The 23,756-nt window shown below is 47.5% G+C and carries 19 protein-coding genes; 11 read left to right on the plus strand and 8 right to left on the minus strand.

Features of this window, described 5'->3' with window-relative positions:
- The first annotated feature begins 72 nt into the window (after nt 1-72).
- From ftsH to glmM, 3 genes are all read left to right on the plus strand, one after another.
- The gene (gene ftsH, locus WH95_RS13855; RefSeq protein WP_046508392.1) at nt 73-2,013 is read left to right on the plus strand and encodes an ATP-dependent zinc metalloprotease FtsH; all 1,941 of its coding nucleotides are present in this window, start codon (nt 73-75) and stop codon (nt 2,011-2,013) included.
- 87 nt (nt 2,014-2,100) lie between these two features.
- Nucleotides 2,101-3,177, plus strand: coding sequence for a dihydropteroate synthase (folP, locus tag WH95_RS13860; RefSeq protein ID WP_046508277.1), 1,077 nt, complete (start codon nt 2,101-2,103; stop codon nt 3,175-3,177).
- A gap of 46 nt (nt 3,178-3,223) precedes the next feature.
- The gene (gene glmM / locus WH95_RS13865; RefSeq protein WP_046508279.1) at nt 3,224-4,579 is read left to right on the plus strand and encodes a phosphoglucosamine mutase; all 1,356 of its coding nucleotides are present in this window, start codon (nt 3,224-3,226) and stop codon (nt 4,577-4,579) included.
- Between the two features lie 85 nt (nt 4,580-4,664).
- Here the strand turns inward: glmM and ehuR are convergent, their stop codons facing one another.
- A complete protein-coding gene (gene ehuR / locus WH95_RS13870) occupies nt 4,665-6,059 on the minus strand; it encodes a MocR-like ectoine utilization transcription factor EhuR (protein WP_046508281.1) in 1,395 nt (464 codons plus the stop codon).
- A gap of 146 nt (nt 6,060-6,205) precedes the next feature.
- On the opposite strand from ehuR, the gene WH95_RS13875 reads away from it, so the two are divergent.
- The 3 genes from WH95_RS13875 to WH95_RS13885 are packed head-to-tail and all read left to right on the plus strand — an operon-like array spanning nt 6,206 to nt 8,860.
- Nucleotides 6,206-7,564 carry a pyridoxal phosphate-dependent decarboxylase family protein gene (locus WH95_RS13875; RefSeq protein ID WP_082114159.1) on the plus strand — a complete coding sequence of 453 codons (1,359 nt, stop codon included), beginning with the start codon at nt 6,206-6,208 and terminating at the stop codon, nt 7,562-7,564.
- 19 nt (nt 7,565-7,583) lie between these two features.
- Nucleotides 7,584-8,369 carry a PhzF family phenazine biosynthesis protein gene (locus WH95_RS13880; protein ID WP_245622976.1) on the plus strand — a complete coding sequence of 262 codons (786 nt, stop codon included), beginning with the start codon at nt 7,584-7,586 and terminating at the stop codon, nt 8,367-8,369.
- 32 nt (nt 8,370-8,401) lie between these two features.
- The gene (locus tag WH95_RS13885; protein WP_046508285.1) at nt 8,402-8,860 is read left to right on the plus strand and encodes a GNAT family N-acetyltransferase; all 459 of its coding nucleotides are present in this window, start codon (nt 8,402-8,404) and stop codon (nt 8,858-8,860) included.
- Here WH95_RS13885 and WH95_RS13890 read toward each other — a convergent pair.
- The gene (locus WH95_RS13890; protein ID WP_046508287.1) at nt 8,857-10,635 is read right to left on the minus strand and encodes an SLC13 family permease; all 1,779 of its coding nucleotides are present in this window, start codon (nt 10,633-10,635) and stop codon (nt 8,857-8,859) included. The genes WH95_RS13885 and WH95_RS13890 overlap by 4 nt on opposite strands.
- A gap of 264 nt (nt 10,636-10,899) precedes the next feature.
- Between WH95_RS13890 and WH95_RS13895 the strand changes: the two genes are divergently transcribed.
- From WH95_RS13895 to WH95_RS13910, 4 genes are all read left to right on the plus strand, one after another.
- A complete protein-coding gene (locus WH95_RS13895; protein ID WP_046508290.1) occupies nt 10,900-12,060 on the plus strand; it encodes a phosphoserine transaminase in 1,161 nt (386 codons plus the stop codon).
- Nucleotides 12,061-12,072: 12 nt separating this feature from the next.
- On the plus strand, nt 12,073-13,650 hold the full coding sequence (serA, locus tag WH95_RS13900; protein WP_046508292.1) for a phosphoglycerate dehydrogenase: 1,578 nt from the start codon (nt 12,073-12,075) through the stop codon (nt 13,648-13,650).
- A gap of 300 nt (nt 13,651-13,950) precedes the next feature.
- Nucleotides 13,951-15,108 carry an ATP phosphoribosyltransferase regulatory subunit gene (locus WH95_RS13905; RefSeq protein WP_046508294.1) on the plus strand — a complete coding sequence of 386 codons (1,158 nt, stop codon included), beginning with the start codon at nt 13,951-13,953 and terminating at the stop codon, nt 15,106-15,108.
- Nucleotide 15,109: 1 nt separating this feature from the next.
- The gene (locus tag WH95_RS13910) at nt 15,110-16,411 is read left to right on the plus strand and encodes an adenylosuccinate synthase (RefSeq protein WP_046508296.1); all 1,302 of its coding nucleotides are present in this window, start codon (nt 15,110-15,112) and stop codon (nt 16,409-16,411) included.
- Nucleotides 16,412-16,567: 156 nt separating this feature from the next.
- Here the strand turns inward: WH95_RS13910 and WH95_RS13915 are convergent, their stop codons facing one another.
- The 6 genes from WH95_RS13915 to WH95_RS13940 form a co-directional block, all read right to left on the minus strand.
- The gene (locus WH95_RS13915; protein WP_052742031.1) at nt 16,568-17,209 is read right to left on the minus strand and encodes a response regulator; all 642 of its coding nucleotides are present in this window, start codon (nt 17,207-17,209) and stop codon (nt 16,568-16,570) included.
- Between the two features lie 108 nt (nt 17,210-17,317).
- Nucleotides 17,318-18,139 carry a phosphoserine phosphatase SerB gene (serB, locus tag WH95_RS13920; RefSeq protein ID WP_046508399.1) on the minus strand — a complete coding sequence of 274 codons (822 nt, stop codon included), beginning with the start codon at nt 18,137-18,139 and terminating at the stop codon, nt 17,318-17,320.
- Between the two features lie 98 nt (nt 18,140-18,237).
- A complete protein-coding gene (locus WH95_RS13925) occupies nt 18,238-19,014 on the minus strand; it encodes an amino acid ABC transporter ATP-binding protein (protein ID WP_046508299.1) in 777 nt (258 codons plus the stop codon).
- A gap of 25 nt (nt 19,015-19,039) precedes the next feature.
- On the minus strand, nt 19,040-20,128 hold the full coding sequence (locus WH95_RS13930; RefSeq protein ID WP_046508301.1) for an amino acid ABC transporter permease: 1,089 nt from the start codon (nt 20,126-20,128) through the stop codon (nt 19,040-19,042).
- Between the two features lie 2 nt (nt 20,129-20,130).
- Nucleotides 20,131-21,306, minus strand: coding sequence for an amino acid ABC transporter permease (locus tag WH95_RS13935; RefSeq protein WP_052742033.1), 1,176 nt, complete (start codon nt 21,304-21,306; stop codon nt 20,131-20,133).
- Between the two features lie 182 nt (nt 21,307-21,488).
- Nucleotides 21,489-22,520 carry an amino acid ABC transporter substrate-binding protein gene (locus tag WH95_RS13940; RefSeq protein ID WP_046508303.1) on the minus strand — a complete coding sequence of 344 codons (1,032 nt, stop codon included), beginning with the start codon at nt 22,518-22,520 and terminating at the stop codon, nt 21,489-21,491.
- 268 nt (nt 22,521-22,788) lie between these two features.
- On the opposite strand from WH95_RS13940, the gene WH95_RS13945 reads away from it, so the two are divergent.
- The gene (locus WH95_RS13945) at nt 22,789-23,697 is read left to right on the plus strand and encodes an amino acid ABC transporter substrate-binding protein (RefSeq protein ID WP_052742034.1); all 909 of its coding nucleotides are present in this window, start codon (nt 22,789-22,791) and stop codon (nt 23,695-23,697) included.
- Nucleotides 23,698-23,756: the final 59 nt, after the last annotated feature.

The following is a 23,756-nucleotide window of genomic DNA, read 5'->3' on the forward strand; positions in this document are numbered from 1 at the left end:
CTTCTAGGAAGAAGTGATTCATTTCGCTGGACCTGTTTGGGTGCAGCACAGATTTTTTGGAAGGTCGTTACCTTGAATTTCAGCCGTAATGCAGCCCTATGGATTGTAGTGGCCCTGCTTTTGTTTGCCCTGTTCAATTTGTTTCAGGGACCGTCGTCTCAAAACGGACAACAACAGGTCGCTTATTCAGAGTTTCTAACTCAGGTGGAATCTGGGCAAGTCACCTCTGTTACTATTCAGGGGCGCGAGATCAAAGGTGTTTCCAGCGATGGTCGCCAGTTCACCAGCTATGCACCTGATGATCCCAAGCTTGTTGAAACGCTGCGTGATTCCGGCGTAACAGTGAAGGCAATACCATTGGAAGAGGGATCTACGCTGATTCAGATCCTGATCTCGTGGTTCCCTATGATCCTGTTGATTGGGGTGTGGATTTTCCTCTTCCGCCAAATGCAGGGTAATAGTGGCAAAGCCATGGGCTTTGGTAAGTCCAAGGCTAAATTGCTGACAGAAAAGCAGGGGCGCGTAACTTTTGATGACGTCGCTGGTATTGATGAAGCCAAGGAAGAGCTTCAGGAAATTGTTGAGTTCCTGAAAGATCCCCAAAAATTCCAACGCTTGGGTGGTAAAATTCCCAAAGGTTGCTTGCTTGTTGGCCCTCCGGGTACTGGTAAAACCTTGTTGGCACGGGCAATTGCAGGGGAAGCGAACGTACCATTCTTTACCATCTCTGGTTCAGACTTTGTTGAGATGTTCGTTGGTGTTGGTGCCAGCCGTGTCCGCGATATGTTTGAACAGGGTAAAAAGAATGCCCCGTGTATTCTTTTTATTGATGAGATTGACGCTGTTGGCCGTCACCGTGGTGCTGGCATGGGCGGTGGTAATGATGAACGTGAACAGACATTGAACCAGTTATTGGTTGAGATGGATGGTTTTGAATCAAACGAAGGCGTGATCATTATTGCGGCGACAAACCGTCCGGATGTTCTTGATGCTGCTCTGCTACGTCCGGGACGTTTTGACCGTCAGGTTACCGTTTCAAACCCGGATATTCTGGGCCGTGAAAAGATTCTCAAGGTTCACCTGCGTAAAGTACCTCTGGCGCCTGATGTTGATGCGCGTGTTGTTGCTCGGGGTACGCCTGGTTTCTCTGGCGCTGCTTTGGCCAACTTGGTAAATGAAGCTGCCCTGCTTGCTGCACGTTCTGGTAAACGTGTGGTTACGATGTCTGATTTTGAAGATGCAAAAGACAAGGTCATGATGGGGGCAGAACGCCGTTCCATGGTGATGACTGATGAAGAACGGGAAATGACGGCTTATCATGAAGCTGGTCATGCACTTGTCGGGATTCATGTCAAAGGTAACGATCCGCTTCACAAGGTGACAATTATTCCTCGTGGTCAGTCATTAGGGGTAACAATGAACCTGCCGGAACGTGATCGTCTTGGCTATAAAGTCATGGAAATGAAGGCGCGCCTTGCGATGATGTTTGGTGGGCGTGAAGCCGAGCAACTTATCTATGGTGCAGACAATGTTACTACGGGTGCTGGAAATGATATTCAGCAGGCCACGAACATGGCGCGCTCCATGGTCATGGTATATGGCATGAGCGAAAAGCTGGGTCGTCTACGCTATGTTTCTCGCCAGGATGATCCGTTTAGCTATGGCGGTGGTGGCGATAATGGCCTGAGCGTTTCCAGTGAAACCCAAAAGATGATCGATGATGAAGTTCGTAGCATCATCGAGACGGCTGAAAAGCAAGCACGTGATGTGCTTACAAAACACCGCGATCAACTTGAACTTATCACCAAAGCCTTGTTGGAATACGAATCTCTTTCAGGGGAAGATGTTGAACAACTTCTGAGAGACGGTAAAATTGATCGTAGTGATGACAGCAGTTCTGGTCATGGTTCCGATGTGCCACGTGCATCGGTTCCAAAGAGCGGTAAAGCGCATCGTGATGATGAAAAAGATGACAAGGGCGGTGCTACACCAGAACCTCAGCCAGAGAGCTAATTGGTTCCCTTTATTTTTTGATTAATCAAACCAAGGCCTCGCATTCTGTGGGGCCTTGGTGGTTTCACAGATATCCACAGGTATCTTATGTCCGACAAACTTTATATTCGCCCGGTTGGGATATCATCCAGCCATAGCTCTGTTGGAAAGGCTTTGCCCTTTGTCGGTAGTAGCAGCCGGTTTGCCGCGGCAGAGGTCACAATCAGGTCTTCGTCCGGTAACATTCAAGAACGTCATGTTCTGCCAACGGCGGAAATTCTTCCCTGGCTGACGGACAATAAACATACGGGTTTGAGTGCCTCGGCATCAGAGTTGTTGGCAACTTTAGGTGCGCCAAGATCTTCTTTCGCCGGGTTGGATATGTCACGCCCGCATGTCATGGCAGTTATCAATGTAACACCTGATTCCTTCTCTGATGGTGGGGATCGCTATACAGCCCGTACTGCCGTTGATGATGGGTTGCGAATGATTGACCAAGGGGCAACCATTCTTGATGTGGGGGGGGAATCAACCCGCCCAGGTGCAGATCCCGTTTCGCTAGACGAAGAGCTGAGGCGCGTTATCCCTGTTGTTGAGAAACTCAGCCAAGCAGGTGGTGCATTGGTTTCTATCGATACCAGACATGCAAAGGTGATGACCGAGGCCGTGCAAGCTGGTGCAGCTATTATTAATGATGTCACGGCCTTGGAAGGAGATGCTGAAAGCCTTGAGGCAGCAGCAAAAGCCAAGGTGCCTGTTATCCTGATGCATATGCAGGGGACCCCTGAGACTATGCAGGTAAACCCGCAATATCAGGATGCCGCACTGGACATATATGACTATTTACAATCACGTGTTCAGGCTTGCCTGGATGCGGGTATTCCAAAAGAAATGATTGCTGTTGATCCGGGTATTGGCTTTGGCAAAACTGTGGATCATAATCTTAGATTATTGGATAGCCTGTCCCTCTTTCATGGCATTGGATGTCCGGTTTTACTGGGTGTAAGCCGCAAGAGCTTTATTGGAAAACTGTCACAAGGCGAAGAGCCGAAAGATCGCGTCGCAGGATCACTTGCCTGTGCCTTGGCTGGGATTAATCGTGGCGTTCAGATGTACCGCGTTCATGATGTTGCAGAAACCAGTCAAGCCTTTGCAATTGGACAGGCGATCCGGCAGGCTGTGTAAGTTAGGTGATATAAAATATTATCGTTGTGTTGGAGTTATGAAATAGATGAGCCGTAAGTACTTTGGAACAGATGGTATCCGTGGCAAAGCCAATGAAGAACCTGTGACAGCAGAAATTGCATTGGCCGTTGCGAAGGCGGCGGGGGCACATTTTCTTCGCGGCAATCATCGCCATACTGTTGTAATCGGCAAAGATACGCGCTTGTCTGGTTATCTTCTGGAGCCAGCTCTAACAGCTGGCTTTATCTCGGTTGGCATGGACGTGGTTCTTTTGGGGCCTGTGCCTACACCGGCTGTGGGGATGTTGACCCGTTCCATGCGGGCGGATATGGGGGTGATGATTTCAGCATCGCATAACCCCTTTGAAGATAACGGGATAAAACTGTTTGGTCCTGATGGTTTTAAACTGTCCGATGATGTCGAAGCGAAAATCGAATCTCGGCTTCAAGACAACTGTTCCATTCCTTTGGCCTCTAGTACGAAATTGGGGCGTGCCCGGCGTTTGGATGATGCATCCGGGCGGTATATTGAGTTCGTGAAAAATACCTTTCCAAAGGATTTGCGTCTCGATGGGATGAAGGTTGTTATCGATTGCGCTAATGGAGCTGCTTATAAAGTTGCGCCGACGGTTCTCTATGAATTGGGGGCCGAAGTTATTCCTGTGGCAGTGACCCCGGATGGTTTTAATATCAATCGCGATTGTGGGGCGACAGCAACCAGTCTGATGCAAGAAGCTGTTGTGGCACATGGCGCAGATATTGGTATTGCACTTGATGGCGATGCGGATCGTCTGATTCTGGCTGATGAACACGGGCAAATCGTTGATGGTGATCAGGTTATGGCTATCATTGCCAAGACGCTGCATGCACGTGAGCTTCTCAAGGGCGGTGGTGTCGTTGCAACGGTGATGTCCAACATGGGGCTGGAAACTTACTTGAAGGATCTTGGTCTAGAGCTTATCCGTACACCGGTTGGGGATCGCTATGTCGTTCAGACCATGCGAGAACAGGGATACAATCTTGGCGGAGAGCAATCCGGCCATATGGTGATTAGTGATCATACTACAACTGGTGATGGCCTGATTGCAGCCCTACAGGTATTGGCTGCCGTAATAAGGGCTGATCGCCCGGCAAGTGAGGTCGTGCGTGGCTTTACGCCTTTGCCACAGCTTTTAAAGAATGTCCGTATCACAAGCGGTGTGCCGCTGGATGATGTTTTGAGTATGAACAAGGTACAAGAAGCCATCAAAGCAGGGGAAGCCCAGTTAGATGGGGCGGGGCGCGTTCTGATCCGAAAATCAGGTACAGAACCATTGATCCGTGTTATGGCAGAAGGCGAGGATTCTGATCTGGTAAGCACTGTCGTATCCGAGATTTCAGAAACAATCTCGAATATAACCTAGCCGAGGACTGGCCAAGAGAATTGGCTTTGTCTTGTGGGGCTGCGACAGATGCGATCTTTTGGGCAGTGACCTGTGTGTCACTTGCCTAAAAGACAGATGTTCCTACATCGGGGCCTTTTTGTAGGATCCCGGCCAATATTTCTAATCCTCTTATTAGTTTTTCTTCTGTATCCGGCTGTCCTAGGCATATCCTGACTGCATGTGGTGGTGCTTTTCGGCCGACAATAAAAGCCTCGGAAGCTGAAATCGTTACACCGGCTCTGTTCGCCGCATGAGTGAATTGACTGGATCTCCAAGGGGCTGGCAAGTAAAGCCAGATGTAAATACCCAGTGTTTCACTTTCCATTTCATAATCGGCAAAGATTTCTCGGGCGATTTCCACACGACGACGTGCGCTCTTTTTTCTGCCCTCCAGAATTTTATCAGCAGAACCGCTCATGATCCATCTTGTGGCTATTTCAGCGGTAATGGGCGAAGCCATCCAACAGGTTGCGCGAACCGCAGCGATCAAGCTGGCAATGCTGTGTTGTGGACCCGTCAGATATCCAACCCGCAATCCCGGCGCGATGGTTTTTGCCAATGAGCTGATGTAATAACACCGTTCGGGAGCTAGGTTGGTAATGGGGGGTAATGCATTTTCTGCGACAAGCCCAAAGACATCATCTTCGATTATGGAAACTCTGTATCGGCGTGCGATATCGGCGATAGACTGCCGTCGATCCATCGGAAGTAGGCGCGTGGTCGGGTTCTGAAAGTTAGGGACGCAGTATAAAAATTTCACGTCACCTGCCTTACACGCTTCTTCAAAGGCCTGTGGTAAAATGCCGTGGGCATCCATTTCCAGACCATCAAGGCGTAACCCGAGCATTCGGCATACAGATTGTATGCCGGGATAAGTCATTTCTTCACACAGAACACGATCCCCGGGGCGTGCCAATGCTGCCATAGCCACGGCAATGGCGTGGTGGGCACCCGCCGTAAGGATAACATTATCCGGATCGACGGTAAGGCCGTTCATGTCAAACCACTTGGCGCCAGCTTCGCGGTGATGTGGCAAGCCAGAATGTGGCTGGTAACTGAGAAGGGTGGAGACTTCAGGGGCAGTCGAAATATTTTGAAGCGTTGATGTCATCTCCTTCTCTTCGACATCACCCGGTGGCGGATAGGCAAAATCCATCTGGATTAGATTATGGTCTTTGAATCTGGTCTGGTTAAGCATGTGGCGTTCGGCAGCTGATGGGCCATGAACAAAAGTACCGCGCCCAACCTCACCAAAAGTCAAACCTCGACGTTCTGCCTCGGCATAGGCGCGACTGACCGTGCCAACAGTGACGCCAAGGTGCCAAGAAAGATCACGGTGTGTCGGAAGACGGTCACCCTGTTGCAGAAAGCCGTTTCGAATATCTTCGGAAAGGGCATCGGCAATTGCCATATAGCGGGGACCTGCCCCGAATTTTACTTTAGGAAGCCAATTTGTCATGGTGACAATGTAATCATTGACCCCCTTCTTGATCAAGTTATAACTGTGACAATGTTGGATTATTTTGTAATTGTTCTTGCGAATTTAGAAAATTCGTTTTGTTTCAGTTTCTTAATTTGTGTTTGGGGTTGAAGGGGATGAAGACAATGTCACGTGAGTTGTTGCATAATGCTTATGAACGAAGTGAACGGTATCTCGCTGAAGTTGATAACCAGAGAGTCTTTCCTTCCAATTCAGATCTCATGGCGATGAACCGATTTGAAGAGCCTTTCCCAGAGAAGGGGCATGATCCTAATGATATTTTAAAGCAACTGGATGAAGTAGGATCCCCGGCCACAGTTGCATCAACGGGGAGCCGGTATTTCGGTTTCGTTGTGGGGGGGAGCCTGCCTGTGACAGTCGGTGCCAACTGGATGGCCACGGCTTGGGATCAGGTAGCATCCTCTGCTGTGACTTCGCCTGTGGCCGATAAAATAGAAAAGGTTACGTCTGGGTGGCTTTTGGAGGTGTTGGATTTACCGCGTGAATCTGTGGTGGGTTATGTTACCGGTGCAACGATGGCCACCTTTACTGCCTTAGCAGCAGCACGTCATAAAATTCTGAAGAAAAAGGGATGGAATGTCGAGGAAGATGGTCTTTTTGGTGCGCCAGAAATCAAGGTTATTGTCAGTGACGAAGTTCATGTCACAGTCCTCAAGGCCTTGTCGATGCTCGGTCTAGGGAAGAGCCGGGTTATCGAAGTTCCGACCGATGCCAATGGAGCACTGGACATCAGAAAAGTGCCAGTACTTGATGACAGTACCATTGTGTGTACACAGGCTGGTAATGTGAATAGTGGCGCGTTTGATCCCATAGGCGAAATTTGCAATCGTGCCCAAGCAGCTAATGCCTGGGTACACGTGGATGGCGCTTTTGGTCTTTGGGCGAGGTCTGCTTCATCCAAAGCATATCTGGCAGAGGGCATTGAAAAAGCTGATTCCTGGACCGCTGATGGTCACAAATGGCTAAACACGCCCTATGATGGTGGTATCGTTATTTGTCGGGACGAGGATGCTCTTTATGGAGCGATGTCGGTCTCTGCTGCTTACCTAAAGGAAAAAAGTGGCGCTTCACAAAGTTATATTCCAGAGTTCTCAAAACGTGCCCGCGGTATTGATGTATGGGCGGCACTGAAATTTTTGGGCCGGGATGGTCTTGATGACTTGATTACAAGCCGTTGCGATTTGGCTCAGCACTTTGCCAAAGGTCTAGAAGCCATGGGATTAAATGTTTTGAACCATGTTGTTCTTAATCAAATCGTCGTTTCATGGGATAGTGCAGAGAAGACAGGCGCGTTGATTAAAGCGGTTCAAGAAGATGGAACCTGTTGGTTTGGCCCGACGGTCTGGAAAGGTCATAATGCTTTCCGGCTTTCTGTGTCTTCTTGGAAAATCACGCAAAGGGATATTGATCTATCTTTGAAAGCTATTGAGAATGCGATGAAAGAAATTCAGACGCAGAAATAGAAAAGCATAAGTTCGGATCATGTTGGAAATACCTCTGTACCAAGTTGACGCATTTACTGATCAGGTTTTTAAGGGGAACCCGGCGGCTGTTTGTCCATTGGATGAATGGTTGCCGGATGATTTGCTCTATAAAATTGCGGCAGAGAACAATCTGTCTGAAACAGCATTCTTTGTGCCAACGCAACAAGGGTATCACCTGCGCTGGTTTACGCCGACTACCGAAGTTGATCTTTGTGGTCATGCAACCCTGGCAACAGCACACGTAATTGCTACCCAATTGGATAGAAGTGCGACAGAGATTCTATTTGAATCCAAAAGTGGTGTGCTCAAGGTTACCTGTGATGGGGGATGCTATACTCTTGATTTTCCAGCTCGTCCGCCGTCTGTTTTTGACGCTATATCCATTGTAGAAGATGCAATTGGTGTTTGTCCGCAAGCTACCTATAAATCAAGTAAATTGATGGCGGTGCTTGATGATGAAGCAAGTGTTCTTGGGGTAGAACCTGATTTCGACAAGGTGGCTGCATTGCCCGGCGATGGTCTGATTATTACATCGACCAGTCGTGATTTCGATTATGTGGCCAGGTACTTTGGCCCTCATTGTGGCATTCCGGAAGATCCCGTCACTGGGTCGGCACATGTGGTTTGCGCCCCTTACTGGAAAGACCGTTTGGGTAAATCAAAGATGATCGCAAAACAAATCTCGAAACGCGGTGGTGTGCTGGAAATAGAAGATTGTGGAGATAGAATTCTTTTAACGGGTTCAGCAGCGCTTTATCTCAAGGGGACAATTTACCTATACTAGGGTCTGATTGTGTAAAACGGGTTCTTAAACAGATGAAAATTGAAACAGTTACGTCTTCTGAGGATTTTTCTTTGGCTGTAAAGCTTTTTAAAAATTATGAGAAGTGGGCACAAGCATGCCCCTGTTTCGAAGGTTTTGAAAAAGAACTGGATGAAATTGATAAGCGTTATGCCCTTCCTTATGGGCGTTTGTGGCTTGTAAAGTCACGCGATGGAGATGCCGTTGGTGTTGTTGGAATTCAGTTGAAAGAAGATGCATGTTACGAGCTAAAGCGCCTTTGGATTGAACCAGAGGGGCGGGGGTATAATACAGGTCAGGCTCTTATTAGAATGGCTCTGGATTTTGCGAAAGAACAAGGGGCGCACTCAGTTTTTCTAGAAACTGTCCGTGGACGAATGGATCATGCGATCGCACTTTACGAAAAACAGGGGTTCCGGCAAGTGGACTTGGATGACGGCAGCAATGTTCTGAAAATGTCCTATCGTTTTTAGAGTGGCCATATCCAGAGAATAAGCGGTACCGAGACGATCAAGATGATAAGATCCAGTGGTAATCCCATACGCCAATAATCGCCAAATTTATATCCGCCGGGTCCCATGACAAGTAGGTTTGATTGGTGACCGATGGGGGTCAGGTAGGTTGATGAACTGCCGATGGCAATTGCAATCAGGAAGGTGTCGATATTAACACCCAAGCCATTGGCTATTGATATACCAATCGGTGCCATGAGAACGGCTGTTGCCGCGTTGTTCATGACGTCTGATAGTATCATCGTGATAAAGATCAATAATCCCAAGATTGCCCATACAGGAATATGCTCGCTCAAGGAAATAAGAGGAGAGGCAATCATCGCTGTTCCGCCAGTTGTTTCCAGTGCCAGGCCGACAGGAATCATTGCGCCCAACAGAACAATAATTGACCAATCCACAGATTCATAAAGTTCCTTGAGGTTAAGTTCGCCCAACAGAACCATAGTTCCTACTGCCCCAAGGAACGAAATCTGTGGGGGGAGAATGCCAAAAACGACAAGAAGAATTGCAAGTGCAAAGAGGAGCGGCGCAACAATTGATCCCCGTTTTGGTGTCAGGGAAAGTTCTCTTTCCGCTAGGGGTAAAAGTCCCAAAGATGACAGTGTTTCCGGCATCTCTTCTCTAATTCCCTGAATCAGTAGAACATCCCCGGGCATAAAACGTACCCGACCAATGCGTTCATTGACCGGCTTACCTTGTCTTGCGACCCCAAGGGTATTAATGCCGTGATGTGTATGTAATTGCATATTATGTGCTGTTCGACCTTCAAGCCTTGATCCAGGAGTCACAACTGCTTCGAGCACGCCAACGCGATCGGACTGGAGGTCTTGTGAACTCTCATCAGCAGAACCAACAAGCTCCAGATTGGCTTCGTCGACAACACGTTGCAAAGTATCGGTGTCGGATTCCAACGTAAGAATATCTCCGGCTTTCAGGCGCATATAGCCCGAAGGAGCCAGCATACGATCTTCGCGTCGCACCAGGGCAACCACGGCAACGTTACCCTGTGCCAACGTTTCCAAATCCACGAGACGATGGCCCACGTAGGGAGAATTTTCCGGAATGCGAACTTCGGCTATATAGTCTTCTATCTGGAACAGGTTTTCATTTTCACTGTTGTTGACGGCCCGTTTTGGCAATAGACGCCAGCCAAGGACGGAAATGAAAACAATGCCTGCGAGCGCTACGCCAAGTCCCACAGGCAAGAAGTCAAACATGGCAAAATTCTGCCCGGTCTCAGCCTGTCGAAAGCTTGAAATGATAATATTAGGGGGTGTCCCGATCAGAGTCGTTAGACCGCCGAGCAAAGAGCCAAAGCTCAACGGCATAAGAACTTCGCTTGTAGGGCGCTTGCTGTTGTAGGCACTGCCGATTGCAATTGGCAGCATCAAGGCGAGTGCCCCAACGTTATTCATAAAGGCAGAACAGATGGCGACGACAGTGGTCAGGGCAAGGATATGGAGTGTCGGGTGTCCGGCCGCGGGCTCTAAAAAGCGAGTCGCTAGCTCGACGATACCGGAATTTCGTAAAGCCTGAGAAATTATCAAAACTGCAGCAACGGTTATAACCGCGGGGTGACCGAATCCTTCAAAGGCAGTGTCGGCAGGAACCACGCCAAGGATCACTGATCCAATAAGCGCCATCATTGCAACAACATCGTACCTTATACGGCCCCATATAAATAAAATTAATGCGAGACCTATAACGGCAAAAACGATAAATTGATCGGTATTCATTCCCACCCTGCTTTGGCCCACCTAACTTTGCGAAGTCAATTCCTCTAAGTATATAGAAAATATTCTGGAATAGCACTGACTACAATGCTGTGCTTATGCAAAAATTTCATTTCTGTGAAAAACAGGTAAATAAAAGGGAGCATTTTGCGATGCAATATGTTTATGATGCATCCGCGACCTGAAAAAGTCGGTTTGCGACCCTGAAATATAGGGTGGTTTGTTTCGTGCAGTTCAAAAAACTGCCATACTGGAGTAAAATGTCCAATGAAAGAAAAACCTAGTGAACGTCCCTTAAATCCAAGATTTTCATCCGGTCCTTGTTCCAAGCGTCCCGGTTGGTCTTTGGATTCACTAGGCTCTTGCTGGCATGGTCGATCTCATCGCGCAAAAGGCGGAAAAGCCAAACTCGCAGAAGTGATCGAACAGTCACGCAAAATCCTTGGTATCCCCGAAGATTATCGTGTCGGAATTGTCCCAGCTTCCGATACTGGTGCCGTTGAAATGGCGTTATGGTCTCTTCTCGGACCACGGGGGGTAGATATGCTGTCATGGGAAAGTTTTGGTAAAGGTTGGGTTACGGATGTAATCAAACAGCTAAAACTGGATGACGTACGTACGTTTGAAGCTGATTACGGGAAATTACCTGATTTGTCACAGGTTTCCTGGGATCGTGATGTGGTCTTTACCTGGAACGGTACGACCTCTGGTGTTCGTGTGCCAAATGGAGAGTGGATCAATTCTGATCGTGCGGGACTGTCTATTTGCGATGCAACATCGGCGGCTTTTGCGATGCCGTTACCGTGGGATAAGCTGGATGTGACGACGTGGTCTTGGCAAAAGGTGCTGGGGGGCGAAGGTGCCCACGGTATGATTGCCCTGAGTCCACGCGCCGTTGAGCGCCTTGAAAGCCATGAACCGTCTTGGCCAATGCCAAAAATTTTCCGCTTAACAAAAGGTGGAAAATTAAACGAATCGATTTTCACTGGTGCGACTATCAATACGCCTTCGATGTTGTGTGTTGAAGACGCACTGGATTCACTGCAATGGGCAGAAAGTGTTGGTGGCCTAGAAGGCTTGGTCGGTCGATGTAATGCAAACTTTGCAGCTATTTCTGACTGGGTATCCAAAAGTGATTGGGCTGCTTTTCTTGCAGAAGACGTATCGACAAGCTCAACAACATCCGTTTGTCTGAAAGTAACAGCAGACTGGTTCAAAGCTCTTTCCGATGATGCACAGGCCAAAGCAGCAAAAAGGCTTGCTACGCTGTTGGAAGAAGAAAATGCAGCGCTTGATATCGGTGCTTATCGCGATGCACCAGCTGGATTGCGCATATGGGCAGGTGCCACGGTTGAAACGTCAGACATCGAACTTTTGTTGCCCTGGTTGGATTGGGCAATTGAACAAGTACGTACAGAATTCGAATAGAGTGTTGGAAAAATGGTAAAAGTACTCATAAGTGATAAGTTAAGTCCGAAAGCTGCGGATATTTTTCGTGATCGTGGAGTGGAGGTTGACACCAAAGTCGGTCTTTCCGAAGAAGAATTAATCGCCATTATCGGTGACTATGATGGATTGGCAATCCGATCTGCAACAAAAGTAACACCACAAGTCCTGGAAGCTGCAACCAATCTGAAAGTTGTCGGACGAGCAGGTATCGGTGTGGATAATGTGAATATTGATGCCGCATCTGCCAAAGGTGTTGTTGTCATGAACACGCCCCACGGTAATTCCATTACCACTGCCGAACATGCCATTGCGATGATGTTTGCTGCTGCGCGACAAATCCCGGAAGCTAACGAGTCAACTCAAGCTGGAAAGTGGGAAAAATCTCGCTTTATGGGATCTGAGTTGACGGCGAAAACCTTGGGTGTGATTGGTTGTGGTAATATCGGATCTATTGTTGTCGATCGGGCGCAGGGCCTGAAGATGAAGGTTATTTCCTTTGATCCTTTCCTCTCCCCAGAACGGGCCAAGGATCTGGGCGTTGAAAAGGTAGAACTGGACGAGCTATTAGCCCGTGCAGATTTTATCACGCTTCACGTTCCCCTGACGGATCAGACCAAGGGAATTATTGATGCCAAGGCGCTGGCCAAAACCAAAAAAGGAGTTCGCATTATCAACTGTGCCCGTGGTGGTCTGGTTGTTGAAGCGGATCTTAAAGAGGCCCTGGAAAGTGGTCATGTTGCGGGTGCGGCGAGTGATGTGTTCGAAGTGGAACCAGCAAAGGATTCTGTTTTGTTCGGGGCACCTAACTTTGTCGCGACACCACATTTGGGGGCATCAACAGCTGAAGCACAGGAAAACGTTGCTTTACAGGTTGCCGAGCAGCTTTCAGATTATCTGCTGACAGGTGCTGTGACCAATGCGTTGAACATGCCGTCTTTGACGGCTGAAGAGTTCAACAAGTTGGAACCTTACATGACACTATCCCAACAACTGGGAAGTTTTGCAGGACAGCTTACACAGACAGGCCTCAAGGCGATCAAGATTGATTATGAAGGCTCTGTTGCTTCCCTTAATTGCCGTCCACTGACACAGACAATCGTTGCCAGCCTTTTGGCGCCGATTATGGATTCTGTGAATGTGGTCAGTGCGCCTGTCATTGCCCGGGAACGTAATATTGATGTGAGTGAAGCCAAGCATGAACGCGATTGTGACTTCCAGACATTGATTCGCCTGACAGTCACAACAGAAAAGGGGGAACGTTCAGTTGCCGGAACTCTGTTTGGTGGCAAGCGTCCACGTCTGGTTAACATCAAAGGTATTGAGATTGAGGCCGAGCTTGGCAAACATATGCTTTATCTGACCAACGAAGATACGCCAGGTTACATTGGTGCGCTGGGAATGCAGTTGGGTGAGGCAGGTGTGAATATTGCAACCTTCCATTTGGGCAGAACGGCGCCAGGCCAAGATGCGATTGCTCTTGTTGAACTGGATAGTCCGTTAGATGCTGCTCAGATAGAAAAGGTTAAACAACTTCCACAAACGAAACAGGTTGTGCAGCTTAATTTCTAGGCGGTAATTTCCTGCCCACAGGGGCCGATTTTGAATCGGATATAAAGATCGAAGGCTGCGGGCTGTACCGTAGCCTTCTTTTTTATTCTTATGGGTGAATTATCAGCACACTGAATTTGCAGTATTTTTTTTAACGTAGGCGGAAAAGAATAACTTTTCAGGCCTTAATCAGGGAATCAGGTTGCTCTTACAGAGTAAAACCTGTAGTCAATCACCGAAAGAGCCCAAGGTTAGACCTTTCCCGGTCACGACAGGTTTTTTCGCATCGTATGAGCTTAAAAACGACCCGGAACGCAGACCATGAAAAAAAATGGGAACCAGGCTTTGTTGCCAGCTGGCTTACAGGATCTCTTGATGCCTGCAGCCGCGCATGAAGCCGAAGTAGTGCGCCGTCTTATAGATAGTTTTTCATCCGAAGGTTATGATCGCATCAAGCCGCCGTTACTGGAGTTTGAAAATGCGTTGCTTTCTGGTGCTGGCGAAACCTTATCTGACCAAATTTTCCGTCTTATGGATCCATCCAGCCATCGCATGATGGGGGTTCGTGCGGACATTACGCCACAAATCGCCCGTATTGCTGCATCTCGATTACAGAATGCGCCACGCCCACTTCGCCTTTGCTATGGCGGTGATGTCTTGCAGGTGACTGGTAGTCAGCTTCGTCCGGAAAGACAGTTTACTCAGGTTGGTGGTGAGCTGATCGGTATCACCGAGAATACGGCTGATGCAGAGGTTATCCTGGCTGCTGTTACGGCTCTTGAAACTGTTGGTGTCAAAGATCTGAGCGTTGATATCAATCAGCCAACGCTGGTCCCGGCGATAGCAAATGAGTTTGGCTATGATGCTGAACAGGCTTTGGAATTGCGCGTTGCTTTGGACCGTAAAGATGCGGCCGAAGTTGAAAAGATTGCCGGTGAAAACGCAGCTTTCTTCCTGAAGCTTCTCAATGCCGCTGGCTCTGCTCAGCATGTTATTGACTATGCCAAAGATCTGGAGTTTTCCGGTGTTGCAGCTAATGAATTTGCGAAACTTATTGATGTGGTGGAACTGGTTACAAAAGCAGCACCGAAATTAACCGTTACACTGGATCTGGTTGAACATCGCGGTTTCGAATACCACACTGGCACAAGTTTTATCTTTTTTGCCAAGGGTGTCCGGGGCGAGCTTGGACGTGGCGGACGATACGATTCTGTTAGTGTAGATAACGTTACAGAGCCAGCCACAGGCTTTACCCTCTTTATGGATACAGTTTTACGTGCCCTTCCCAAACCAAAGGTCGCACGCCGTATTTTCCTGCCACATGGAACACGACGTGACGAGGGTGCTGCATTGCGCGCACAGGGGTGGATAACAATTTCGGGCCTTAAGCCTGTTGAGAATGATCGCGCGGAAGCGCTGCGTTTGTCCTGTAGTCATCTGTTAGAGAATGACCACATACATGAGTTAGGAAATAACTGACATGTCTAATGTTGCTGTTGTTGGCTCCCAGTGGGGAGACGAAGGTAAAGGTAAAATTGTTGATTGGCTTTCTGAAAGAGCGGATGTTGTCGTTCGTTTCCAAGGGGGGCACAATGCTGGCCATACTCTGGTTATTGATGGCGAAGTATATAAACTTTCTCTTTTGCCTTCCGGTATTGTCCGCAAGGGTAAAATGTCGATCATTGGTAACGGTGTCGTCGTTGATCCCTGGGCTTTGCTGGCTGAGATGGACCGCCTGCGCGAGCAAGGTGTAGAACTTACGCCCGATAATCTGAAGATTTCCGAAAATGCAGCCCTTATTCTGCCGTTGCATGGTGAAGTTGATCGTGCACGCGAAGCAGCCGCAAAGGGTGATGCCAAGATTGGTACGACAGGTCGTGGCATTGGTCCGGCCTATGAAGACAAGGTTGGCCGTCGCGCAATTCGCATTTGCGACCTGGCAGATCCTGATTTTCTAAAAGAACGTGTCGATGCTCTTTTGTTGCATCACAACGCTTTGTTGCGGGGCTTGAACCAACCTGAGATTGATGGTGCTGGTGTTGTTGAAAAGCTGCTTGAGATTGCACCAAAAATTCTTCCCTTTGTTGATGTTGTTTGGCAGCGTCTTGAAGAGTGTCGTAAAACAGACAAGCGTGTTCTTTTTGAAGGTGCGCAAGGTGCGATGCTGGACGTTGATCACGGTACCTATCCTTTTGTGACATCTTCTAATACAATTTCTGGCCAGGCTTCTGCTGGATCAGGTGTCGGCCCAAGTTCTGTTGGTTATGTTCTGGGCATCACCAAGGCCTATACAACCCGCGTCGGTTCAGGCCCATTCCCAACAGAATTGTTTGATGACGTTGGACAGCGTCTTGGCGAACGCGGACACGAGTTCGGAACTGTAACCGGTCGTCAACGGCGTTGTGGCTGGTTTGATGCTGTGATGGTGCGTCAGGCATGTAAAGTTGGTGGTATCACGGGTATCGCCCTGACCAAACTTGACGTTCTTGACGGGTTTAAAGAGCTCAAGGTTTGTGTTGGTTACCGTATCGACGGTGAAGAGTTTGACCACCTGCCATCATTGCCAAGTAAACAGGCTAAAGTAGAGCCGATTTATGAAACACTGGAAGGCTGGGATGACAGTACCTATGGTGCGCGCTCTTGGGCTGATCTTCCTGCGACGGCAATTAAATACATCCGTCGTATCGAAGAACTTATTGATGTCCCGGTTGCGTTGCTGTCAACAAGTCCGGAACGTGATGATACTATCTTGGTTCAGGATCCGTTTCATCCAAAGTCATAAGAACTTCTAATTAAAATCATATAATGGTTTTTATAAAAGCACTTCCTGTTCGATGGGAAGTGCTTTTATTTTTTGCAAAGGACTTTTCCTTGATGGTGTAGGGCTTGTTAAAGAAATTGAAGTTCTGAGTATCGGTTTATGGGAATAGATAATCTTCTAGATCTCATCTAGTGGGAGTGCTGACGCTTTGGCTCGACTACTAACATTCAGAGCTTTAAGTATAGCTGTGACATGAGCTTTTACTGTGCTTTCTGCGCAGCCAATTTCACGTGCAATCTCTTTATTTGATGCCCCCTTACGCACACGATCAAGAACTTCTCGTTGTCGGGGGGTCAAGATATCCAACCTTTGTGTTTCATTGGTGAGATTGTTGGAATCTTGATTCAAATAGAGCGATGGGATGTAAATCTCTCCATCAAGAATCAGGCGAATTGCATTTAACATGACGGCTGTTTTTGAGGTTTTTGAGATATAGCCATCCGCGCCAAGAGCCAGTGCCTCTTTTACTAACTTTACATCGTTATGAGCGGAAAGAATTGCGACAGGAATGTCCGGTGCCAGCTTTTTTAAGGTGCTGATATTCGATATCCCATCCATTCCGGGCATTGTGATATCCAAAAGCAGAAGGTCCAGTTCGGGATGTAATGATAAAATTTTTTGTACATCCTGAAAGTTTTCTGCTTCAAGTACATCCAAATTTTCATCCAAGGCCGACAAAACACCTTTGACGCCCTCACGGACCATTTGATGATCATCTGCAATCAGTATCTTCAAGCTAACCTCGTAACCTATGCTCATCGCTCTCAATTTCTTAATTGACGAGAGCATGAAAAAGATAATAGCGAGGCATACGCAGAGATAGCAAGTCTTGGCGTTAAGTTTCTCTTGTGAAGTAAATATCCCTCCTTAGGTGTTTTTTTTGACAAACTCTTCTTCTCTGTATCCTTGTAAAAAAAGCAACGAGGTCAAATCAGAATAATCGATATGAAACGAAGTCTTTTGTCTGAGACTGGGTTTGGCATTAAAGGCGACGCCGAAACCTGCGGTTTTGATCATATCTTCATCATTCGCTCCATCTCCAACGGCGATGGTTTCATCCGTCTTAATGGCAAAATTTTGCATATATTGTTGTAGAATAGTTTTTTTACTTTCCTTACCAAGAACAGGTTCTGTTATTTCTCCGGTAAGTTCTTCGTTTGCTATTCCTAATATATTTGCATGGCAAAAATGGAAACCTACTTTATTAGCGATTTTTTGCGCAAAACAAGTAAAACCGCCTGATGCGAGAATAGTGACCGACTTGGATGCATTCATCGTTTGAACAAGTGTTTGTGCGCCGGGGGTTAGAGATATCTTCTCTTTGTAAGCTTGTTCAATCGCTTTGGTGGAGAGACCTTTGAGCAACCTAACTCTGGCATAAAGAGAAGGCTTAAAATCCAGTTCTCCCTGCATTGCTTTGGCTGTTATGGACTTTATCTGTTCGGCGACACCATGAATACTGGCCAGTTCATCAATACACTCTGATGTAATGATCGTGGCATCCATATCTGCAATAAGCAGTTTTTTCTTTCTGTTTTCTCCTGAACAGATATTGGCATCAATTCCCAAGGGGGCGAGTTGTTCGCGCAGTTCATTCAAGTAAGGTCTGGGGTCATTGGTAAAAGTTAGTTCTTGCCCATTATCTCCAAGAATTTTGGTGTTTTCTAATGGGACATTTCTATTATCCATAAAGGATGCGCAACGGTCCGTTATGGCAAAGGGTAGGGGAGCACCAGAGGTCAGGACCAATATATGATTAGAGGGGGGCATACGATCACCTGATCTCTTTAATGGGAAAGAATTTGGCTGAGGAATAGTTGTGTTCGGTCCATCTGCGGGTTGTTGAAGAATGCATCTGGTTCGTTTTCTTCCACAATTTCCCCGCCGTCCATAAAGATCACCCGATCTGCAACCGATTTTGCAAAGCCCATTTCATGAGTCACGCAAAGCATGGTCATGCCATCGTTGGCCAGTTCTTCCATGACATCCAGGACTTCCTTGATCATTTCAGGGTCAAGGGCGGATGTTGGTTCATCAAAAAGCATAACCTTGGGCGCCATGCAAAGAGAGCGGGCTATCGCAACGCGCTGTTGTTGTCCACCAGAGAGCTGACCGGGATATTTTTCACTCTGTTCGGCGATGTTCACCCTTTCCAGATAATTCATAGCGAGTTCAATCGCTGCTTTGCGAGGCATTTTACGTACCCAGATGGGGGCAAGGATCAGGTTCTCTAGAATGGTCATATGTGGAAAGAGGTTGAAGTGCTGGAAACACATGCCAACATCTTTACGTACTCTTTCGAGTGCTTTGGTATTACTGGTGAGTTCCTGGCCGTTGACAAGAATGCTACCTGTCTGGTGCTCTTCTAGCTGGTTAATACAGCGGATCATTGTGGATTTACCCGAGCCGGATGGCCCACAAATGACAATGCGTTCTCCTCGCTGTACATTAAGGTTGATGTTTTTGAGAACGTGGAAGTCCCCATACCATTTATTCATATCCACCAGGGAAATGACGGTATCTTGTTCAATAGTCGCCGCAGGGGCTGCATTTTGTTCTGACATAAGTTAACTCCTTTCATGCCCATAATTAGTGATGATCAACCCGGCCGCGCTTTTCGAGCGAACGGCCATAACGGCTAAGGCTGAAACAAAGCAACCAGTAAACGAAAGCACAGAAAACAAAGGCTTCTGCGTCAAAACCAAGCCATTCGGCATCTTGAGAAGCTGCTTTCGCAATGCCAAGAAAATCGAGCAAGCCAACGACCACGACGAGGGAAGTATCTTTAAGTAGAGCGATACAGCGCCCTATAAGAGGGGGAATAACAATCTTCAAAGCCTGAGGCAGAATAATGAAAGCGGTTGTTTGCCAGCGATTCAAACCCAGTGCCACAGCTGCTTCACCTTGCCCTTTTCCCACCCCCTGAAGGCCACCACGGACGACTTCGGCAATATAGGCAGAGGAAAAGAGGATGATGCCAAACTGAACACGATAGAGAATACCAATATCGACACCCGTTGGCAGAAAGAGAGGAAGCATAATGGTTGCCATGAAAAGGATGGTAACCAGTGGTACTCCACGAACCAGTTCAATGACGCAGATGCAAAAGCTCTTGATAACTTTGTTATTCATACTACGACCAAGAGCCAGTAAAACGCCGATTGGAAGAGATGCCAAAATACCAACAACAGCAAGAACCAGGGTAAGCATTAAGCCCCCCCATTCAGAGGTATCAACAACTTCGAGCCCTAAACCACCGCCAACAAGCCAGTAAATCGGTAAGGGTAGAATAAGCCAGGCTACAACCAAATGAGCCGTCTTGAGCATGTGCCTGGCAGTGATGATAAAGAGCCCAAAAAGCAAAACCGCAGAGAGGATCGGACGCCAGGCTAATTCTGTGGGGTATGGTCCTAACAAGAATAATTTTATCTGCGCGTCAACAAAGGCCCAACAAGCTCCTTGCCCCTGTCTGCATGTTTCTGCTGTTCCCTGGAAAATAGCATCCAGGAAAACCCAGTTAACCAGAGGAGGAATAATACTTGCCAATATTGTTAAGCCAATAAGGGTCAAGAGACCATTGGTGACACTATTGAACAGATTATTTTTTACCCAATGAAGAAGACCGCTCTGTGATGCTGGAGGCGGCATATCCGGAGAGGGCTGGAAAACCATAGTCATGATTAGCGCTCCACGAGTTGGAATTTGTTATTGGCAATATTCATCAGCAAGGAAATGATCAGGTTGATACAGAGATAAATACCCATCCAAATCGCGATCACCTCTATGGCCTGTCCGTTCTGGCCTATCATGGTTCCCCCAACGGACACCATATCTGGGAAACCAATGGCTATGGCCAGAGAGCTGTCTTTGACCAAGCTTGCATAATCATTGGTCGTTGAAGGAATTACCGTACGAAGGGCTTGGGGGAGAACGACATCACGCATGGTTCGCTCTGGTGATAATCCCAGTGCTGTCGCGGCTTCTCGCTGACCTTTTTGAACGGAAACGATGCCGCTGCGGACATTCTCGGCAATAAAGGCTCCCCGGTAGAGGACCAACCCAAAAACCAAAGCGGCAAATTCGGGACGGAAGACCCAGCCTCCTTTAAAATTAAAACCTTTAAGCTCTGGTACTTCCCAAGTCAGGACGTCGCTAAAAGTCGCTTGAATAATCACTGGTGGAATGATGATGAGAGCCAAGGAAATCCATATTGTCGGAAAACTTTTTCCTGTTATGTCTAGGGTTTTCTTCGCCCATTTAAGAAAAAAAACTGTTCCGACAATGCCTAAGCCAAGAGCAATCATCAGGTAGATAAAGTTTTCGCCGGCTATAGGACGGGGAACAAAGATTCCTCTTTGACTAAGGAAACCATCGGGTATGAATTCAATCGCTTGTTTGACAGACGGCAGACCGACCAGAACGACACCGTAAACAAACAAAAGAATTAAAAGAACGGGGATATTACGCATCACCTCAACATAAACCTCGGCCATCCGGGCAATCAGAGGATTACCGGATACCTGGGCAACCCCCATAACGATCCCCAGGATAGTTGCAAAGATAATGCAGAGGATTGCCGCAAAAAAGGTGTTTATGATACCGACCAGAAGGGCTCGTCCGTAAGTATCAGACGGGCTATAGGAAATCAGGGAATCACCAATGGGAAAGCCTGCTTCTTGGGAAAGAAAGGAAAATCCGGATTCAATGTGGCGTGCTTCGAGGTTTTCCTGGGTTGCGAGTAGAAGATAATAAGCACATGCAATGACTATTCCTGCTGTCAGTGTTTGATAGAAACAGGACAATAAATTGCGATAGGAAAACAGCCCACCAAGGCGCGCGCTGGTAGATTTCGACATTGTTTAACCTTTGGTCGGAAGGATGATCAAGAAGGATGGGGTAAAAGCAGTGCTTTTAACGACCGCATTACTTGGGCGGTGGATCCTCTTGTTCGTGTGGCAAGAGTAGCCACTGGTCGGTGAAAACTACTCTTGCCGTTTATTGCTTTGAACGAACCGTACAAGTCAAAGCAAAAGGGAGATTAACGTAGCGGTGCTACATACATAAGACCACCGTCTTGCCATAATGCGTTGGTACCGCGTGGCAAGTTGAGTGGGCTGTCTTTGCCAAGATTGCGATCAAAGATTTCACCGTAGTTACCCACTGCGGTGATTGCTTTAACCATCCAGTCGTTTTCCAATCCGATATAGCTGCCGTATTCACCTGAAGCACCGAGCATGCGCTGTACTGTTGGGTTGTTGCGTTGTGCTTCACCCAGATCGGAAACGTTCTTTTGGGTAACACCTAGCTCTTCAGCAGTAATCAAACCATTGATTGTCCAGGTTACAAGGTCTTTCCATTGATTGTCGCCATGCTTTACCAACGGAGAAAGAGGCTCTTTGGAAATGATTTCCGGCAGAAGCACATGAGCACTTGGGTCAGGCATTGTCGTTCTGAAAGAGGCTAGCTGACTGTTATCTGTTGTCAGTGCGTCACAACGGCCCGAACGGTACGCGTTTACAGCTTCTTTTTTACCTTCGAAAACAACAGGTTCGAAGTTCAGGCTGTTGGCGCGGGCAAAGTCGGCAAGATTGAGTTCTGTTGTGGTTCCTGATGTTACACAAACGGTTGCACCATCAAGTTCTTTGGCACTACTTACACCGAGATCTTTACGGGTCATGAAGCCTTGGCCGTCATAGAAAACGATAGTGGTGAAATCGACACCTTCTTTGGTATCACGTTTCATTGTCCAGGTTGTGGTCCGGGATGTCAGGTCGACCTGTCCTGTGACGACAGCGAGAATTTTTTGTTTTGAGGCAAGTGGCACAAACTTGATTTTGTCACTTTCGCCAAAAATTGCAGCGGATACTGCACGACACATATCGACGTCTAGTCCTGACCAGACACCATCAGAGTTCGGGTTAGAAAAGCCGGGAACGCCTTCACTGACGCCACAGTTGATATGCCCACGTGCTTTTACATCATCCAGTGTTCCTGCACTGGCCTGGGTCACAAAAAGGGCAAGACTGGCAGCCATTAAGCCAGAGATTTTTTTTGCAGTTAATTTTTTCATTGAACGCCTCTGTATTAAAAATTCCTGTTCGACACAGCACATGAATTTTTTCTTCTCTTAACTTACGGAGAATGTTTTTTGTTGGCCGTGTTGATCCAATCATTCCGCAAAAAAGCGGGGGTCCGCAATTGGACAGAGGTATTGGATAGAGGGACTAAAGTCGTAATCTTTAGGGTTATTTATAAGACTAAAGTCGTACACCGCTGTATATTCAGAGGGGCTTTGATATAGTCATTTCACGGGGGAACTTATTCAAGGATGCTAGACCGTGTTTAAAGAAAGATTTTTCCATTCTGCGGCCTTTCTCCTTATCTTGGGGCTGAGCTTGTTTACCGAGAGGGTTTCAGCTTCAACCCTTGAGAAGGTTAAAGAGCGGGGGTATCTGACCTGCGGTGTTGGGGAGCATGATTTTGGGTTTGCCCAGCGTGATATTCAGGGTAAGTGGCATGGATTTGACGTAGATTTCTGTCGGGCAGTGGCCACGGCTACCTTGGGTGATCCCACGGCGGTTCGTTTTGTTCCTGTTGATAGCCAAAATCGTATCACCACTTTGCTAGAGGGCGAAATAGATCTGTTAACCAGAACAACAACCTGGACCTTAGGCCGGGATGCTGCGATGGAAATTAATTTCACACGAATTACGCTCTACGAAGTTCAGGGGGTTCTTGCCAGGTCAGAGCTTGGTATCACGCAGTTGAACGAGGCCCAGGCGGGGACGATTTGCGTGAATTCAGGCACAACCAGTGCGCTTAATCTGGCCGATTATCTCAAACGTAATCAGTCAAATTTGAAGATGCTTGTGTTGGAAACTCAACAGGGAAGATGGGATGCTTTTTTTAACGGTCGATGTGACCTTATGACATCGGATCGAATTGACCTGCAGGCTGGTGCGGCCATTTTGGCACCAAATTTGGATGACTATGTCATATTACCAGATGTCATTTCAAAAGAGCCTTTGGCACCTGCTGTTCGAAATGACGATGATCAATGGTTTGATATCGTAAAGTGGGTAATTAATACGACGATTGCCGGCGAGGAATTCGGCATATCTTCTCAGAATTTTGTCGCCAAGAAAGAGGAGCTTCCTCCCCAAGCTTCCCGGTTGTTTAGTGATAATAATGAATTGGGTAAAGCATTAGGGCTTGATACGGGGTGGGCAAGCAGTGGATGTCGGTAATTATGGAGAGATCTTTAATCGAAACCTAGGAGAGAATTCACAATTTAAAATAGAGCGCG

It is taken from the genome of Kiloniella litopenaei (assembly GCF_000982415.1).
In the GTDB taxonomy this organism is placed as follows: domain Bacteria; phylum Pseudomonadota; class Alphaproteobacteria; order Kiloniellales; family Kiloniellaceae; genus Kiloniella; species Kiloniella litopenaei.

Excerpts from the sequence above, each read along its gene's own strand:
- folP (WP_046508277.1), top strand. The coding sequence starts at position 2,101 with ATGTCCGACAAACTTTATATTCGCCCGGTTGGGATATCATCCAGCCAT.
- WH95_RS13880 (WP_245622976.1), top strand. The coding sequence starts at position 7,584 with ATGTTGGAAATACCTCTGTACCAAGTTGACGCATTTACTGATCAGGTT.
- WH95_RS13885 (WP_046508285.1), top strand. The coding sequence starts at position 8,402 with ATGAAAATTGAAACAGTTACGTCTTCTGAGGATTTTTCTTTGGCTGTA.
- WH95_RS13895 (WP_046508290.1), top strand. The coding sequence starts at position 10,900 with ATGAAAGAAAAACCTAGTGAACGTCCCTTAAATCCAAGATTTTCATCC.
- serB (WP_046508399.1), bottom strand. The coding sequence starts at position 18,139 with ATGGATAATAGAAATGTCCCATTAGAAAACACCAAAATTCTTGGAGAT.
- ehuR (WP_046508281.1), bottom strand. The coding sequence starts at position 6,059 with ATGACAAATTGGCTTCCTAAAGTAAAATTCGGGGCAGGTCCCCGCTAT.
- WH95_RS13935 (WP_052742033.1), bottom strand. The coding sequence starts at position 21,306 with ATGTCGAAATCTACCAGCGCGCGCCTTGGTGGGCTGTTTTCCTATCGC.
- serA (WP_046508292.1), top strand. The coding sequence starts at position 12,073 with ATGGTAAAAGTACTCATAAGTGATAAGTTAAGTCCGAAAGCTGCGGAT.
- WH95_RS13890 (WP_046508287.1), bottom strand. The coding sequence starts at position 10,635 with ATGAATACCGATCAATTTATCGTTTTTGCCGTTATAGGTCTCGCATTA.
- WH95_RS13915 (WP_052742031.1), bottom strand. The coding sequence starts at position 17,209 with ATGAGCATAGGTTACGAGGTTAGCTTGAAGATACTGATTGCAGATGAT.
- WH95_RS13910 (WP_046508296.1), top strand. The coding sequence starts at position 15,110 with ATGTCTAATGTTGCTGTTGTTGGCTCCCAGTGGGGAGACGAAGGTAAA.
- WH95_RS13940 (WP_046508303.1), bottom strand. The coding sequence starts at position 22,520 with ATGAAAAAATTAACTGCAAAAAAAATCTCTGGCTTAATGGCTGCCAGT.
- WH95_RS13925 (WP_046508299.1), bottom strand. The coding sequence starts at position 19,014 with ATGTCAGAACAAAATGCAGCCCCTGCGGCGACTATTGAACAAGATACC.
- WH95_RS13875 (WP_082114159.1), top strand. The coding sequence starts at position 6,206 with ATGTCACGTGAGTTGTTGCATAATGCTTATGAACGAAGTGAACGGTAT.
- WH95_RS13930 (WP_046508301.1), bottom strand. The coding sequence starts at position 20,128 with ATGACTATGGTTTTCCAGCCCTCTCCGGATATGCCGCCTCCAGCATCA.
- WH95_RS13905 (WP_046508294.1), top strand. The coding sequence starts at position 13,951 with ATGAAAAAAAATGGGAACCAGGCTTTGTTGCCAGCTGGCTTACAGGAT.
- glmM (WP_046508279.1), top strand. The coding sequence starts at position 3,224 with ATGAGCCGTAAGTACTTTGGAACAGATGGTATCCGTGGCAAAGCCAAT.